Origin of the sequence: Kitasatospora sp. NPDC005751, from assembly GCF_040630835.1 — a bacterium.
Lineage (GTDB): Bacteria > Actinomycetota > Actinomycetes > Streptomycetales > Streptomycetaceae > Kitasatospora.
Map to the genome: position 1 here is coordinate 22,129 of NZ_JBEXYC010000039.1, position 15,920 is coordinate 38,048.

Here is a 15,920-nt window from a genome sequence, read left to right on the forward strand (position 1 = left end):
GTATTGTCAAGGTCCAGCGCAGGCAAGGCCGTTATTCCGATCGCCGCGACAACTACCATGGGCGCCGTCGGCACCCTCGGGAACAGGAGAGACAGTGCAGGAAGCACGGGGCAGTGGCACCACCGGGGCCGCCGGCATCATGGCGGGCTACCCCGACGCCGCCGACAAGGGGTCGATGCGCCGCAACAACCTGGGCCTGGTGCTGCGCCTGCTGAGGGAGAGCGGCGAGCAGTCGCGCACCCGGATCGCCGCCGTCGCCGGGCTGCCGAAGGCCACCGTCTCGGTGCTGGTCACCGAGCTGATCCAGCGCGGCCTGGTCCGCGAGGGCGAGCTGGACCGGGCGGGCGCGGTGGGCCGCCCGCACCGCATGGTCACGCTCGACGGGCGCTGGGTCTGCGGGGTCGGCGCCGAGCTGGGCGTCGATCACATCACCGTGCTGGCGGTGGATCTGAGCGGCACCGTCGTCCACGAGCGGCGACGCGGGATCGACCTGCCGGAGCTGAGCCCGCAGGAGACGCTGCACGAGGTCGCGGGGATGGTCCGCGCCTGTCTGCGCGAGATCGGCGCCCGGGGGATGAGCGCGGCGGGCGTCACCCTGGTCACCCAGGGCGAGGTCGACGCCGGGTCGGGCACCGTCCTGGTGGCCACCAACTTCGGCTGGCGCGACGTGCCGGCCGCCGCCGAACTGCGCGCGCGGCTCGGCCCGGCCGCCCCGCCCGTTCTGCTCGCGAACGACGCCGAGTCCGGGGCGCTGGCCGAGTACCTCCGCGCGGCCGCCGACGACGTCCGCGAACTGGTCTACGTCACCGGCGGGATCGGCGTCGGCGGCGCCAGCCTCTCCGGCGGCAAGCTGCTGCGCGGCTCCGAGATCGGGCACATGCACGTCGACCGCCGGGAGCGCCCCTGCGCCTGCGGCCGGACGGGCTGCTGGGAGACCGCGGTGGGCCTGCAGGCCTTCCTGGACGCGGCTGCCGACCGCACCGACCGGGTGCACGACCGGTCGGTCGACCTCGCGCAGCGCCTGGACGAGCTGCTGGCGCGGGCGGACCGGGGCGAGCAGCGGACGCTGGCTGCGCTGGCCCTGATCGCGGACGACCTGGCCCTCGGGCTGGGCATCCTGGTGGACGTGCTGAACCCGCCGAGGATCGTCCTCGGCGGGTACTTCGCGGTCTTCGGCCGCTATCTGGTCGACGCCGTGCAGCGGGTGCTCGACGAGCGCCGGATCAGGCCCACCGCCGAGCGCGTCGTGGTGGCCGCCTCCACCCTCGGGCTCTCCAACGCGGCCCAGGGCGGGGCGTATCTGACCCTGGAGGGCATCTTCCTCGACCCGACGAGCGCGCCGGAGCGCCGGGTGGACGCGGGCGCCTGAGGAGGCCGGGGCGGGGAAGCACGCCGAGGGGCCGCGACGGCCCGTCCGGCCGTCGCGGCCCTGTCCGGTGCGCCCTCCCGCACCCTTCCGCACCCTTCCGCGCCCTCCCGCCGTCCACGGGGTCCACGGGCCGGGCCGGCCGCCGTCCGTCAGCCGCTGGAGACCGGGACGCCGCCCCGGTCCGCCGCGCCGACGGTCGTCAGGAGCTGGGCGGTGGTGTCGGTGACGGCCTCGCGGCCGGCCGCGAGGTAGTGGCGCGGGTCCACGCCGTTGGGGTCGCCGCGCAGGTGGGACCGGATCGCGCCGGTCATGGCGATGCTCAGGGCGGTGCCGATGTTGACCTTGCTGATGCCGACCCGGATCGCGCGCTGGAGTTCCGGGTCGCTGACGCCGGAGGAGCCGTGCAGGACCAGGGGGAGGTCCAGGGCGTGGTGCAGCGCGGCGAGCAGGGTGTGGTCGATCGTCGCGTCGCGGGTGGTCATGGCGTGCGAGCTGCCGACGGCGACGGCGAGCGCGTCGATGCCGGTCTCGGCCACGAAGCGCCGGGCCTCGTCGGGATCGGTGCGGGCCCCGGGGGCGTGGGCGCTCAGCGGCCCGGTGCCGTCCTTGCCGCCCACCTCGCCGAGTTCGGCCTCCAGCCAGAGGCCGTTGGCGTGGGCCCAGTCGGCGGCCCGGCGGGTGGCGGCGACGTTCTCCCCGTAGGACAGGTGCGCGGCGTCGAACATGGCGGAGCTGAATCCGCAGTCCGCGGCCTCGCGGAGCAGCGCCTCGCTCTTCACATGGTCGAGGTGCAGTGCCACCCGGGCGCCGCTGCGGCGCGCGGCGCTGACGGCGGCCGCGGCTATCGGGTGCGGGCGGCCGCCGTGGAACTTCACGGCGTTCTCGCTCACCTGGAGGATGACCGGCTCCCCGGTGGCCTCGGCGGCGGCGACGACGGCCTCGATGTGTTCCAGGGTGATGACGTTGAACGCGGCGACGGCGCCGCGCCGGGCGGCGGCTTCGGCGACCAGTTCGCCCGTGGTGCTGAGAGGCATGGCGGACCCTTCTCGGGGTGAGGGTGGGCGGTCAGGCCGGGACGACCTGGACCTGGGGGAGCAGACGCCGGTAGCCGTCGCGGTCGAACATGCCGGCGTAGCGGGCCTGGACGGTGGCGGCCGACAGCGCGACGGCCCGGGTCAGCGCGACCGGCAGCGGGGCGTGCTCGGCGAGGCCGACGGCGAGGGCGGCCACCACGGAGTCCCCGGCTCCGGTGGGGTTGCCGCTGATGCCGGCGTCCGCCGGGAGGAAGGCCCGCCAGGCCCCGGCCGGGTCGACGGCCAGCAGCCCGTCCGGTCCGAGGGAGGCGACGACCGTTCCGGCGCCCGCCCGCACGAGCGCCCGGGCGGCCGTCGGCGGATCGGCCGTCCCGGTGGCCTCCCGCAGTTCGGCGGCGTTCGGTTTGATGATCGTCGGCCGGGCGTCGAGGGCTTCGGTGAGCGCCGGGCCGGCGGCGTCGAGGATCACCGGGACGCCCCGGTCGCGGGCGAGCCGCACCAACTCGGCGTAGCCGCCGGGCGGAACGCCCCCGGGCAGGCTGCCGGACAGCACCAGGGCCCGGGCGGCCGGCACCAGGCTCGCCACCCCCGCGCGGAGCGCGGTCCACTGGAGCGCGGACAGCTCCGGCCCGGGTTCGTTGAGCATCGTGGCGTCGCCGTCGTGCACGACGGAGATCGTCCGTCGGGTCGCCGCTCCGGTGAGCGGGATCGTCAGATGGACGATCCCCGACCGGTCGAGGTCGGCCTTGACGGCGCTGCCCGCGGTCCCGCCGAGCGGCAGGACCGCCGTGGTCCGCCGCCCCAGGGCGTGCAGCACCCGGGCCACGTTGACGCCCTTGCCGCCGGCCTGCTCGTGGACGGTCTCCACGCGGTGGCTCTCGTGCGGCCGCAGCGCGGCGAGGGTGTAGGTGATGTCGAGCGCCGGGTTGGGCGTGACGGTCACGATCACGACGGTTGCCTCCCTGCCGCTGCGGTACGCCCGGCCGCGGGGACCTGGACGGTGGGGGTCACGCGTCGGCGAGGATCACGGAGCGCGTCAGGTTGCGCGGCTGGTCGGGGTCGAGGCCCCTGGCCGCCGCGACGGCGACGGCGAGGCGGTGCACGCGGACCAGCTCGGCCAGCGGGTCGAGCCGGCCCTCGATCCAGTGGGCACCGGTCGAGTCGACCTGCTCGGCGAGGCCGACCGGGGCGTCGCCGAGCATCCAGGTGGCGGTGGACGGCGCGGCGATGCTGATCGGGCCGTGGCGGTACTCCATGGCCGGGTACGACTCGGTCCAGGCGAGGGCCGCCTCGCGCATCTTCAGCGCGGCCTCGTTGGCCAGGCCGACCGTCCAGCCGCGCCCCAGGAAGGTGAACTGGCCGCACTCGACCAGGCCGGCCGGCAGGGGCTCCGCCAGGGCGCGGCGGGCGTCCTCCTCCACCGCCTCGGTGTGCAGGCCCAGGTGCGCGCGCAGGAACGTCAGCGCGGTGGTGGCGAAGCGCGTCTGCACGACCGACCGCTCGTCGGCGAAGTCCAGGACGACGACGTCGTCCGCGGCCGACATGACGGGCGTGTTCGGATCCGCCGTGATCGCACTGGTCCGGACCTTTCCGCGCAGGCCGTCGAGCAGTTCCAGTACCTCGGTCGTGGTGCCGGAGCGGGTGAGTGCGATCACGCGGTCGTAGGAGCGGCCGGTCGGGAACTCGGACGCGGCGAACGCGTCGGTCACGCCCTGGCCGCCGGTCTCGCGCAGGGCGGCGTACGCCTGGCCCATGAAGTACGACGTCCCGCACCCGACGACGGCGACCCGCTCGCCCGCGCCGGGCAGGGCGGGGTGGCCGGCCGCGGCCAGTGCCGCCGCGCGCGCCCAGCACTGCGGCTGGTCGGCGATCTCTGCCTCTACGTGCGTCATTGCTGACCCCTTTCAAGATCATCTGATGAAAGCTGAGCTAGATGATGCATATTTAAGCATCTTCAAGCATTTGATACCAGGGTGGTGCGGCCCGATGCCGACTTTGAAGTGCGCATGCAGAAGTTCCCTCGCGATCCGCCCTCGACCGCCCGTCCATCGGATCAACACCGTTGCATGGCGCGTGAGCTGGGGCGATCGCCCGTGCGTGGAGCGGCGAACGTTCGCCGAACGATGCCGTTCGCCGCCTCGGAAGGCGTGATTGTCCATGAGTCAAGAGTGAGAGTTTGCGACAGTATTGATCGCAGATTCACCTGAGGTCCGGGCGCGCGCCTGCGGGCCCCACGGAGCCGCGCCGGGTCCTGCCGGACGAGCGGCGCGGGCGGGGGCGGGGCGGGGGGCCGGCGGGGGCCGGTACGGCGGCCCGGTCAGTGACGGTCGGGAGCGCCCAGCGCTGTTCCCAGCCGGTCCACCGTGTCCCAGGCGTGCAGCCCGGCGCCGAGGCAGCCCGCCTCGTCGCCCAGCGCGGCGGCCACCAGGCGGGGGCGCCGGTGGAACGTCAGTCTCCGGTCGAGGCCGGCCCGCAGCGGGTCCAGCAGCAGGCCGTCCGACTCGGCGAGCCCGCCGCCGAGGACGACGACCTCGGGGGCGAGCAGCGTCACGGCGGTGGTGAGCGCGGTCGCCAGCCCGTGGACGGCGCGCTGCCAGACGGCCAGGGCGGCCTCGTCCCCCTCGGTGAGCAGGGCGGCGACCTCGGCGGCGCCGTGGACGGGCCGGCCGGTGCGGGCGCTGTAGGCCGCGGCGATGCCCGCCGCGGAGGCGATGGTCTCCAGGCAGCCCCGGGCGCCGCAGGGGCACGGCCGGCCGTCCGGTTCGACGACGAGGTGGCCGAGCTCGCCCGCGTAGCCGCCGGCGGTCAGCAGCCGGCCGTCGTGGACGATCGCGGCCGAGATGCCGGTGCCGATCGCGACGAACAGCGCGTCCCGGGCGCCCCGCGCGGCGCCCAGCCGGACCTCCGCCAGGCCGCCGGCCCGTACGTCGTGGCCCAGCGTGACCGGCAGTCCGGTGCGTTCTTCGAGCAGGGCGGCCAGCGGCAGGTCGCGCCAGCCGAGGTTGGCGGCGTAGACGGCCACGGCCCGCTCGGCGTCGACGATGCCGGGGACGACCACCCCGGCCTGGCGGACGGTGAGGCCGAGGTCCGCGGCCTGGCCGGCGAGGGACCGCAGGGCCGCCGTGACGGCGTCGACGACGGCCTCGGGCCCGGCCGCCCGGGGCGTGCGGCGCCGCTCGGTGAGCAGGACGCCCGACCGCCGGTCGACCAGCGCCCCCTTCATCCCGGTGCCGCCCACGTCCAGGGCGATGACGCACTCGTCGGGCCGGGCGTGCTCAGCCATCGCGCGCCTCCGATGCGACGGGGTGACGGGCTCTCGTACTGCTCTCGGGCACGGTGGGCTCCCTGGTGCTCGGGGGGTGGTCACAGCGGCCTGCCGACCGCCGGTCCTCGACGGTCGGCGGGTGCGGGCCGGCGGGCTACTTCACGGATCCGGCGGTCAGTCCGGAGACGACCTGGCGCTCGATGAAGGCGAAGAGCACCACGACCGGGAGGATGGCGACGATCGACCCGGCGAACAGGAAGTTCCACTGCACCGTGTAGTTGCCGACGAAGCTGTTGATGCCGACGGTGAGCGGCTGGCTGTCGGGCACGGTGGACAGGGTCAGGCCCATGACGAACTCGTTCCAGGCCGCGATGAAGGTGAAGATCACGGCGGTGACGACCCCGGGCAGCGCGAGCGGGAGCGTGACGCGCAGGAGCGCCCTGAACCGGCTCAGACCGTCGATCATGGCCGCCTCCTCCAGCGCCACCGGGATGGAGCCGATGTAGGCGCTGAGGATCCAGATCGCGAACGCCAGGTTGAAGGCGGCGTTGCAGAGGATCAGCGTCCAGACCGAGTTGAGCATGTCCAGCTGGTAGAACTCGCGGTAGAGGCCCACCAGGAGCGACGTCGGCTGGAACATCTGGGTGACCAGCACGAGCAGCAGGAAGAGCTTGCGTCCGCGGAAGGTCATCCGGGCCGTGTAGTACGCGGCGGGCAGCGCCACCAGCAGGACCAGCACGGTGGACCCGCCGGCCACGAGCAGGGTGACGCGCAGGTTCGAGCCGAGGTTGGACTCGCGCCAGACGTCGACGAAGTTGGACCAGGCGAAGTGCTCCGGGAGGTAGGTGTTGTCGCGCAGCTCGTCGGCCGGGCGCAGCGCGGTGATCACCATCTGCGCGTAGGGCAGCAGGAAGACGGCGGCCAGCAGCCAGGCGGTGGCCGCGACGACCACGGTCCGGGGGCGGAGGCGCCGGCCGGCCGGCGGCACGGCCGGGGCGGCGGGCCGGCGCCGGCGCTGCGCGGTACGGGGCTCGGTGAGGGTCTGCTGGGTCATCGGTTCTCCTCCTCGTTCCAGCGGCTGACCTTGAGGAAGAGCAGCACCATGACGACGACCAGGGCGAAGTTGACGACGGACATGGCCGCGCTCTCGCCGATGTCGGTGTTCTTCAGCTGGTACATGAAGACGGTGGTGGTGGCGGTGTCGCTGCTCGGCCCGCCCTGCGTCATGCCCCAGATGATGGGGAAGGAGTTGAAGACGTTGATCAGGTTGATGACGACACCGACGAGGAAGGCCGGGCGCAGCAGCGGCAGGGTGATCAGGCGGTAGGTGCGCCAGGTGCCGGCGCCGTCGACCTCCGCCGCCTCGTAGAGCTCCGCGGGCACGGTCTGCAGACCGGCGAGCAGGGTGTAGGTGGTGAAGGGGAGCGAGACGAAGATCGCCACGAACACCATCCACGGCCAGGCGGTGGACGGGTCGCCGAGCCAGTCCTTGGGGCCGTCGATGATCCCGAGGTCGACCATCGCGGTGTTGAGGACGCCGGCGGTCTGGTTGAGCATCCACTTGAAGCCGATGGCGGTCATCAGGACGGACGCCGCCCAGGGCGCGATCAGCGCCCAGCGGGTGAGGCGGCGGCCGGGGAACTGCTGGTTGAACAGCTGGGCGAGGGCCAGTGAGGCGACCATGGTGATGCTGACGACGACCACGGTCCAGACGACGGTGGCGGTCAGGACGTGTCCGAGGTCGGTCTCGTCGAAGAGTTTGCGGTACTTGTCGAAGCCGGCCGAGCCGCGGACGAAGCCGCTGGTGCTGATCCGCTGGAACGAGGTGTGGACCATCTCGTAGACGGGCCACAGGACGACGGCGATGATCAGCAGGACGGCGGGGCCGATCCAGGGGAGCGGGCCGAGGCGGTCGAGGCCGCGTCGGCGGGAGGCCTTCGGGCCGGGGGCCGGCCCGGCCGCCTTGGTGCGGGAGGGGTTGAGGGACACCGGAGGCGCCTTCCGTGCGCGTGCGGCCTGGGTGCCGCACGGAGCGGGACGGTGGTGGTGCGGGGGCGGCGGCGCTGAGTCAGGGCGGTCCGCCGCCCCCGCGGTCGGGGGGCCGGGGCGCCTACTTGGTGTCGGCGGCCGCGGCTTCGGCCTTCTTCTGCAGGTCGCCCAGCACCTTGGCCGGGTCCTCCTTGACGGCGGTGCCGATGGTCTTCTTCATCTCGGCGGAGACGGTGTCCCAGCTGGTCTTGCCGAGCGGGTAGAACTTGGCCTGCGGGAGCAGCGCGAAGAACGGCTCCAGGTCCTTGTGCTTGCCGCTGGCCGTCATCTCGGTCAGGGTGTCCTGGGTGACGGGCATGAGGTTGTAGAGCTCGTCGAACTTCAGCGTGTTCTCCTTGGAGTACGCGAAGTCCAGGAACTGCTTGATCTGCTCCTTGTGGCCGTTCTTCTTGAAGGCCATCGTCCAGTCGGCCACGCCGAGGGTGGACTTGAGCGCGCCGTCCTTGCCGGGGATCGGTGCGACGCCGTAGTCGACCTTGCCGTCGGCGGCCATCTGGATCAGGGACGGGTGGCCGTTGAGCATGGCGGCCTTGCCCGCGGCGAAGTCCGCGAAGGCGGTCTTGCGGTCGGTGGTGGCCGGGTTGGCGTAGGTCAGGCCGGGGTCGACCAGGTTGGTCTTCAGCCACTTGAAGGTGTCGACGTTGGCCGCGCTGTTGAGCGTGTAGTTGCCCGAATCGTCGGTGATGGCACCGCCGTTGCCGAACTCCCACATCGCGCTCTCGCCCTGGGCCTCCTCCGGGCCGAGGGGGAGCGCGTACGGGGTGACGCCGGGGACCTTGGCCTTGATCAGCTCGGCGTCCTTCTTGACGTCGTCCCAGCTCTTGGGGGCCTCGGTGATGCCGGCCTGGGTGAACAGGGCCTTGTTGTAGAAGAACGCGCGGGCCGAGGAGACGAACGGTATGCCGTACTGGACGCCGTTGACCTCGCCCGCCGAGGCGAAGGTGGAGATGAGGTTGGCCTTGGTCGCCATCGAGATGACGTCGTCGGCCTTGTAGAGCAGGTCGTCCGTGACCTTGTCGGCGTACCCGCCGGTCTGCAGGATGTCGGGCTCGTTGCCGCTCTGGATCATCGTCTTGACCTGCTTGTCGATGTCGTTCCAGTTCACGACCTGGACATCGATCCTGATCTTGGGGTTGGCGGCCTGGAAGCGCTGGGCGACGTCGTCCCAGTAGGCCTTGGAGCTGTTGCTCGCCTTGTCCCCGTAGTCGGCCGCCACCAGCTTGAGGGTGACCGTGCCGTCCGCTGACGCGCTGTCGCCGCCGCTGCTGCCGCAGGCGGTGAGGGCGAGCGCGCCGACCGTACAGGCGGACAGGAGCGTGAGCGCGCGGTTCTTCATGGGAGACCTCCTCTGGCCCCGGCGGCGATGCCGGGTGCCGGACGTGTTCTTCGAGCCACGGAACGGCGCATCCGGGCTTCTGGGAGGACCGTCGTCAGACCTGCTCGACCGACGGAGAGACTGCGACTTGCTGCGCGAATATGCGCAAATCTAGCAGTAATGAATCATCTTGTGGCGTCTTCTGATGGCTCAGTGTTCATCAGCCGTTCGAGCCGGTCCAGCCCTGTTGCCAGACCGTTGTCAATGCGACACCCACTATCGACCCTTGACGTGTCATTGCGATACACCCCGTGACGAGTCAGCTGCACTGCGCGCCTATGCTCGGAAATTGGCCTGACGAATCACAATCAATCACGCCAAGCGGCCCTGCGTCGTCGTCGCCGGGAGGGGCCGCGACGGCGCGTCCGCCCGGTGCCGGAACCGTCGGTCCGAGGCCCCCCGGCGGCGGCCGCCCGTCATACCGGCCAGGGGGCGGGCGCCGTAGACTTCGCGGCGATCGGAAGATCGGCACGGGGAACATCGGGGGACGCTGGTGGAGCTGCGGGACATCGAGATCTTTCTGGCGCTGGCCGAGGAACTGCACTTCGGCCGGACCGCCGAGCGGCTGCACATCTCCCCGGCCCGGGTCAGCCAGGCGATCAGGAAGCAGGAGCGCAGCGTCGGGGCGATGCTGTTCGAGCGCACCAGCCGGACGGTGCGGCTGACCGAGGTCGGCCGGCAGCTGCGGGACGACCTGCGGCCGTGCTACCAGGGCCTCCAGGACTCGCTGGAGCGCGCGCGGATGGCCGCCCAGGGGGTGAGCGGGCGGCTGCGGGTCCTGATGATGCCGTTCAACGTCGGCGACCTGCACGTCTACTGGAAGACGTTCCGCAAGCGCCACCCCCAGTGGGAGCTGCAGGTCCGGCTGTCGGTCCTGGACGACCCGTTCGGCAAGCTGCGCGACGGCGAATGCGACATCTTCGTCGCCTGGCTCCCCGTCGAGGAGCCCGATCTGACCGTCGGCCCCACCCTGTTCACCGACCCGCGCATCCTCGCCGTGGCGGCGGACCACCCGCTCGGCGGCCGGTCGTCGGTCCGGCTCGAGAACCTCGCCGACTTCCCGCAGGGCAGCGGCCGGATCGGACTGGACTACTGGGAGGAGGGGTACCTGCCCTTCACCACCCCCAAGGGCCGCCCGATCGAGCGCGCGTACCAGGTGACGCACTCCTCCGAACTGATCGACCTGGTCGCCATGGGCGACATCGTCCAGCCCTTCCCGAGCCACGTCACCCGGTACTGGGGCATGCCCGACGTCCGCTGGCTGCCGATCACCGACCTCGCCCCGCTCTCCTTCGCCCTCGTGTGGCGCACGGGGGCGGAGGACGACGCCATCCGCGCCCTCGCCGCCACGGTCCGCGACCTCGGCGTGTTCGCCTTCTAGGGTCCGCCCGGCGGACCGGTCGGGCGGGTGGTCCGCCGGATGCCCGGAGCGCCTCGGGGCGCCGAGAACCGGGCGACGTACTCGGCGAACGGCGGGACGCTTTCCCGGGGTCCGCGGCACGCCGTCCGCTTCACGCCTTCCGCGGCGGGGCCGCTCGCCCGACCGGATCGTGAAGCCGGGGGTTAACGATCGTTGCGAGAATCGCCGTTGTTCGCTCCCGGCACGGCGACCAGGCTGGACGGCATGAACATCACGTCCACCACCGTGGCGCTGGTGGTCGGTGACCCGGCCGCCTCCAGCCGTTTCTTCACCGAGCACCTCGGATTCCGTGAAGTCCTGCGCACGGACGGCTTCGTCCAGCTCGAACGGGACGACGCCGCCACCGACATCACCCTGGTCCTGTCGGACTTCGCGGTGGCACCGAACCCGCCGCTCGACGGCTACGTGTCGTTCACCGTCACCGGCATCGCGGAGGAGGCGGCCCGCCTGGTAGCGGCAGGGGTGAAGGTGACCGCGCCGCTGACCCTGCAGCCGTGGGGCGCGTGGACGTTCGGGGTGCTCGACCCCAACGGCATCGACGTCCAGCTCGCGGAGTGGAGCGAGCCCGGGGGAGCGGCCCGGTCCTCCGGCGTCCGCACGGGCGAGGGGGGCCGGCCGTGACCGACGTCCATCCGTCGCCGGTCGTCGAAGGGCCCGCCCCCGCCCTGCTGGACCCCGCCGTCGGTCCGCGGGCGCCCGGTGGCGACCGGAAGGCCCTGGGGGGAGGCGACTTCGGGGTGGTCGCCGACACGGTGTTCGGCCTGTTCGTCCCCGCGCCGCGGACGGAGCCGCCCCGGTGCGGATCCTGCCGGCCCTGACCGCCGGACGCTGCGCGCCCCCGTCGGCCCCGTCGCCCTCGGGCCCCCCGTCGCTCCCGCGGCGACGGGGTGTGGTCCGCGGGCCCGCCGCCGTCGGGCGCGCGGGCGGCGTCAGCCCGCCGTCGGGGAGCCGTCGCCGGGGAGCGGCTGCTCGGACCAGATGACCTTGCCGCTCGGCGTGATACCGGGTGCCCCAGCGGTGGGCGAGCTGGGCGATCAGGAAGATGCCCCGGCCGCCCTCGTCGGTGGCGGCGGCCCAGCGGAGGTGCGGCGCGGTGCTGCTCCCGTCGGACACCCCGCAGACCAGGCTGGTGTCGAGAAGCAGCCGGACCCGGACGGGCGGCGCGCCGTACCGGATCGCGTTGGTGATCAGCTCGCTGAGGATCAGTTCGGTGGTGAAGGCGATCTCGTCGAGCCCCCACTCGGTCAGGCGGCGGACGCAGGCGGCGCGGACGGGTGCCACCGCCGAGGGGTCCACGGGGACGTCCCACGCGGCCACCCGGTCCGGTGCCAGCCGACCGGTCCGCGCGACGACCAGGGCCACGTCGTCGGTGGGGTGCGGCACGGGCAGGGCCCGCATCGCGGCCCGGCAGGTCTCGTCGGGGGTGCGCCGCCCGTCGCCGGCGAGCGCCGAGCGGAGCCGCTCCAGGCCCCGGTCGACGTCCTCGGTACGGGCCTCCACCAGGCCGTCGGTGAACAGGACGAGCTGGGAGCCGGCGTCGAGGGGGAGTTCCGCGGTCTCGAAGGGGTGGCCGCCCACGCCGAGCGGCGGCGAGAGCGGCGTCTCCGGGAAGGCCACGGTGCCGTCGGGAGCGACGACGGCGGGCCCGAGGTGACCGGCGCGGGCGACGTGCAGACGCCGGAGACCGGGTCGTAGACCGAGTAGACGCAGGTCGAGCCGGTGATGGCGTCTGATCACCCCCCATCCATGGCGTTCGCCGATATGTCCAGCAACTCCCGGTCCGTCCCGGACGGGAGTGCCCCCCCGGGACCTGCGGACGCCTCCGGGTGACCGCCGACGACTGCGCCGCCCGTCGGCGGTCCGCCCGTTCCGGCCCCCCGGGAGCCCTTGCGTGCAACTTTCGGCTCATCCACAATGATGTGATCTGATCGAAGAGCCCGCGAGTGCTGCACAAGAGTGCAGATCTGCCGCGCCCAGCGCCCTCCCGGGGCCGCCCTGCTCCTCGCCGCACGATCGCCGCAAGAGAGGCTCCATGGACCACGCGAACGCTGCCCACGGCCCGGCGGGCGCCGCATGACCGCCACCCGCACCTCCCTGTCCGGGGCTCGCCTGGTGACCGCCACCGGCACCGTCGACGGCGGACGCCTCACGGTCGAAGGAGCCCTGATCACCGGGTTCGGGGGCACTCCCGAACCCGGTGACGTGGATCTGACCGGCCACCTGGTCGTGCCCGGCTTCGTCGACCTGCACGTCCACGGCGGCGGCGGCGCCTCGTACACCTCCGCCGACGGCGAGGAGGTGATGGCCGCCGCGCGGTTCCACCGCCTGCACGGGACCACCACCACCGTCGCCAGCACCGTCACCGCCCAGCTGGACGAGCTCTGCCACCAGGCCGCCGTACTCGCCGAACTCACCCAGGACGGCGTACTGGCCGGGGTCCACTTCGAGGGTCCGTTCATCGCCCGCGGCCGGTGCGGCGCCCACGCCCCCGCCCTGCTGCGCGACCCCGCCCCCGAACCGCTGCGCCGGCTGCTGGACGCCGCCAAGGGCCACGCCCGCATGGTCACCCTCGCGCCGGAGCTGCCCGGGGGGCTCGACGCCGTCCGGACCGTGGTGGACGCGGGGGTCGTCGCGGCGGTCGGCCACTCGGCCGCGGACTACCGCACGGTCCGCGCCGCCATCGACGCCGGGGCCACCGTGGCCACCCACCTCTTCAACGGCATGCCCGCCCTCGGCCACCGGGACCCCGGGCCGGTCGGCGCGCTGCTGGAGGACGACCGGGTCACCGTCGAGCTCATCAACGACGGCGTGCACGTGCACCCCGCGGTGGTCGGCCTCGTCCACCGCGCGGTCGGCGCCGGGCGGATCGCGCTGGTCACCGACGCGATGAGCGCCGCGGGCATGGGCGACGGCGCCTACCGGCTGGGGCCGCTGGACATCCGGGTCCGTGCCGGCGTCGCGGAACTCGCCGACGGCAGCTCCATCGCCGGCTCCACGCTGACCCTCGACCGGGCGTTCAAGCGGGCGGTGACGGTCGACGGGTTCACTCCCGAGCAGGCCTCGCGGTCGCTCTCCGCGGTGCCCGCCCGACTGCTGGGGCTGGGCGACCGCGTCGGCTCGCTGGAGACCGGCAAGCAGGCCGACCTGGTGGTGCTGGACGCCGCCCACGACGTCGTCGCCGTGATGCAGAAGGGCGTCTGGGTCGCCGGGGCGGGCCATCTGCCGACGCTCCGCGCGAAGTCCTGAGGCGGTCGCACGCGAAGGGGCCCGGCGGCTGCCGGGCCCCTTCGAACGTCGCGGTGCCGGGGGCGGTCAGACCGAGTGCACGTCCACGCCCTGGGCGATCAGCTGCTCGACGATCTCCTCCGGGGCGTCCTTGTCGGTGATCAGCACCGTGAACTCGTTGACCGCGCAGACCTGCGCGAAGGCGCGGCGGCCGATCTTGGTGGCGTCCGCGACGATGATCACCTTGTCCGCCCGCTCGGCCATGGCGCGGTTGGCGCTGGCCTCTCCCTCGTCGTGGGTGGCGGCGCCGTTCTTGGCGTCCACGGCGTTGACGCCGAGGATGGCGTAGTCGAGCGCGAGGCCCTGGAGCACCATGGTGGCCAGCGGCCCGGTCAGCTCGTAGGAGTTCGGGCGGGCCACTCCGCCGGTGACCACCGTCTTCACGTACGGGCGCACGGCCAGCTCGTTGGCGATGTTGATCGCGTTGGTGACGACGGTCAGCGCGGTTCCGTTGCTGTGTTCGGCGAAGTCGGGCCGGGTCGCGAGCTCCCGGGCGACCTCCGACGTGGTGGTGCCGCCGTTGAGGCCGACCACCGCCCCCGGCGGGATGAGCGCGGCCGCGGCCTTGGCGATCCTGAGCTTCTCGTTCGCCTGCCGGGCGGTCTTGTAGCGCAGCGGCAGGTCGTACGCGACACCGCTCAGCACCGCGCCGCCGCGGGTGCGCACCAGCAGCTGCTGGTTCGCGAGCTCGTCCATGTCACGACGCACGGTCGCCGCGGAGACGCTCAGCAGCTCGACGGCCTCGCCGACCTCCAGCCGGCCCCGGTCGCCCAGGATCTCCAGCAGACGCGTCCACCTCTCGTGCGTCCCCATGGTCTCTCCCTTACATGTCGTGTCGGCAGGTGAAGCCTATCGCGGACGCAGTGACCGAACCGCCAGAGATCGTGCATCTCTGTGATTGGATTGGCTAGACAGTTATCATATTCGATCACGGAGAGCAGGTGGAGATCACGGCTGCGGAGAACCCCGTGACCCACCGCGCCGAGGTCCCGAGCGCCGTGGTGATCGGGCTGGAGGTCGGCGTCGCGCAGATCCGGGCCGTCGCGATGGCGCCGGACGGCTCGCTCGTGCACAGCGGCCGGCGGCCGACCCGTGCCGACCGCGGACCGGACGCCGTCCTGGAGACCGTCCTGGAGTACGCCGCCGACCTCGCCCGGCACCACGCGCCGTCGGCGGCCGGCATCGCGGTGCCCGGCCTGGTCGGTGAGGCGACCGGCACCGCCGTCTTCGCCGCCCACCTCGGCTGGCGCGAGATCCCCGTCCGGCGCTGGCTGGCCGAGGAACTCGACGTTCCGGTGGCCTTCGGCCACGACGTCCGCGCCGGTGGCCTGGCCGAGGCCCGGCTCGGCGCCGGCCGCTCGTGCCGCTCCTTCCTCTACGTCCCGGTCGGCACCGGCATCGCCGCCTCGATGGTGCTCGACGGGCACGCGCCGGGCGGCGACGGCGAGCTCGGCCACGTCGTGGTCCGCCCGGGCGGCGACCCCTGCCCCTGCGGCGGGAGCGGCTGCCTGGAGACGATCGCCTCGGCCGCCGCGATCGCCCGCCGCTACCGCCTCGCCACCGGCGAGGCGCGCGTGACCGCCAGCGACGTCCAGGCCCGGGCCGCGGCGGGCGACGGGACGGCCGCCGCCATCTGGCAGGAGGCCGTCGAAGGCCTCGCCGAGGTCCTGGCCGCCGCGGTCGGTGACACCGCCCCCGAACGGATCGTCATCGGCGGCCCCCTGTCCCTCGCCGGGCGGACCTACCTCGACCCGCTCCGGAAGGCCCTGTCCGAGCGCCTGACCTCCCCGGACCCACCCCGCGTCGTCGCCGCCGCCCTCGGCCGCCGGGCCGCGGCACTGGGCGCGGCCCTGCTCGCCCAGGACCTGCGCCCACCCCGCCACCCGGCCGGCGCGGAGGCCGCCGGGCACCACTGCGCGTAGCCGGGGGGTGGCGAGACGCCGAACTCCCCATCGCCCGGGACCCGGTACCGGCGGACGTGTCCGGCCGGGAACGAGGGGGCGGTCGGCGGGTGACGAGGGGGCAGGTCCGGGGTATTCACGTAACGGTTGGCCCCAGGGTCTTCCTAAACGATCGTCGGAGCCACTAGACCCGAGGGACAAGCCGCGACGAAACGAGCAGGA

The 15,920-nt window shown here is 73.3% G+C and carries 14 protein-coding genes and 1 pseudogene; 6 read left to right on the top strand and 9 right to left on the bottom strand.

The genetic code is table 11. The features are described 5' to 3' along the window. The first annotated feature begins 94 nt into the window (after positions 1-94). A complete protein-coding gene (locus ABZ497_RS26690; RefSeq protein WP_359808819.1) occupies positions 95-1,369 on the top strand; it encodes an ROK family transcriptional regulator in 1,275 nt (424 codons plus the stop codon). A gap of 149 nt (positions 1,370-1,518) precedes the next feature. Here ABZ497_RS26690 and ABZ497_RS26695 read toward each other — a convergent pair whose 3' ends face one another. The 7 genes from ABZ497_RS26695 to ABZ497_RS26725 form a co-directional block, all read right to left on the bottom strand. Further along, positions 1,519-2,403 carry a class II fructose-bisphosphate aldolase gene (locus ABZ497_RS26695; RefSeq protein ID WP_352286524.1) on the bottom strand — a complete coding sequence of 295 codons (885 nt, stop codon included), beginning with the start codon at positions 2,401-2,403 and terminating at the stop codon, positions 1,519-1,521. Between the two features lie 31 nt (positions 2,404-2,434). After that, positions 2,435-3,352, bottom strand: coding sequence for a 1-phosphofructokinase family hexose kinase (locus ABZ497_RS26700; RefSeq protein WP_359808821.1), 918 nt, complete (start codon positions 3,350-3,352; stop codon positions 2,435-2,437). 58 nt (positions 3,353-3,410) lie between these two features. Further along, positions 3,411-4,295, bottom strand: a complete 885-nt coding sequence (locus ABZ497_RS26705; protein WP_359808823.1) for an SIS domain-containing protein — start codon at positions 4,293-4,295, stop codon at positions 3,411-3,413. A gap of 425 nt (positions 4,296-4,720) precedes the next feature. Beyond that, positions 4,721-5,686 carry an ROK family protein gene (locus tag ABZ497_RS26710; RefSeq protein WP_359808825.1) on the bottom strand — a complete coding sequence of 322 codons (966 nt, stop codon included), beginning with the start codon at positions 5,684-5,686 and terminating at the stop codon, positions 4,721-4,723. Between the two features lie 136 nt (positions 5,687-5,822). Then, complete coding sequence (locus ABZ497_RS26715) at positions 5,823-6,722, bottom strand: carbohydrate ABC transporter permease (protein WP_359808827.1); 900 nt, start codon at positions 6,720-6,722, stop codon at positions 5,823-5,825. Further along, on the bottom strand, positions 6,719-7,657 hold the full coding sequence (locus ABZ497_RS26720) for a sugar ABC transporter permease (protein WP_359808829.1): 939 nt from the start codon (positions 7,655-7,657) through the stop codon (positions 6,719-6,721). The genes ABZ497_RS26715 and ABZ497_RS26720 overlap by 4 nt, the downstream gene beginning before the upstream one ends. A gap of 121 nt (positions 7,658-7,778) precedes the next feature. After that, a complete protein-coding gene (locus ABZ497_RS26725) occupies positions 7,779-9,053 on the bottom strand; it encodes an extracellular solute-binding protein (protein ID WP_359808831.1) in 1,275 nt (424 codons plus the stop codon). Between the two features lie 532 nt (positions 9,054-9,585). Between ABZ497_RS26725 and ABZ497_RS26730 the strand changes: the two genes are divergently transcribed. The 3 genes from ABZ497_RS26730 to ABZ497_RS26740 all read left to right on the top strand — a co-directional run bounded on the left by ABZ497_RS26730 (position 9,586) and on the right by ABZ497_RS26740 (position 11,330). Further along, the gene (locus ABZ497_RS26730) at positions 9,586-10,473 is read left to right on the top strand and encodes a LysR family transcriptional regulator (RefSeq protein WP_359808832.1); all 888 of its coding nucleotides are present in this window, start codon (positions 9,586-9,588) and stop codon (positions 10,471-10,473) included. 243 nt (positions 10,474-10,716) lie between these two features. Beyond that, entirely contained in the window at positions 10,717-11,133 is a 417-nt protein-coding gene (locus ABZ497_RS26735; RefSeq protein WP_329485508.1) for a VOC family protein, read from the top strand. After that, positions 11,130-11,330, top strand: coding sequence for a hypothetical protein (locus ABZ497_RS26740; protein WP_359808834.1), 201 nt, complete (start codon positions 11,130-11,132; stop codon positions 11,328-11,330). The genes ABZ497_RS26735 and ABZ497_RS26740 overlap by 4 nt, the downstream gene beginning before the upstream one ends. A gap of 111 nt (positions 11,331-11,441) precedes the next feature. Here the strand turns inward: ABZ497_RS26740 and ABZ497_RS26745 are convergent. Then, positions 11,442-12,236, bottom strand: a pseudogene (locus ABZ497_RS26745) (ATP-binding SpoIIE family protein phosphatase); the annotation flags it as partial. Positions 12,237-12,585: 349 nt separating this feature from the next. Here ABZ497_RS26745 and nagA point away from each other — a divergent pair. Then, a complete protein-coding gene (gene nagA / locus ABZ497_RS26750; protein ID WP_359808836.1) occupies positions 12,586-13,758 on the top strand; it encodes an N-acetylglucosamine-6-phosphate deacetylase in 1,173 nt (390 codons plus the stop codon). 66 nt (positions 13,759-13,824) lie between these two features. Here nagA and ABZ497_RS26755 read toward each other — a convergent pair whose 3' ends face one another. Further along, the gene (locus tag ABZ497_RS26755; protein ID WP_352286541.1) at positions 13,825-14,610 is read right to left on the bottom strand and encodes a DeoR/GlpR family DNA-binding transcription regulator; all 786 of its coding nucleotides are present in this window, start codon (positions 14,608-14,610) and stop codon (positions 13,825-13,827) included. Between the two features lie 128 nt (positions 14,611-14,738). Between ABZ497_RS26755 and ABZ497_RS26760 the strand changes: the two genes are divergently transcribed. After that, on the top strand, positions 14,739-15,719 hold the full coding sequence (locus ABZ497_RS26760; RefSeq protein ID WP_359808838.1) for an ROK family protein: 981 nt from the start codon (positions 14,739-14,741) through the stop codon (positions 15,717-15,719). Positions 15,720-15,920: the final 201 nt, after the last annotated feature.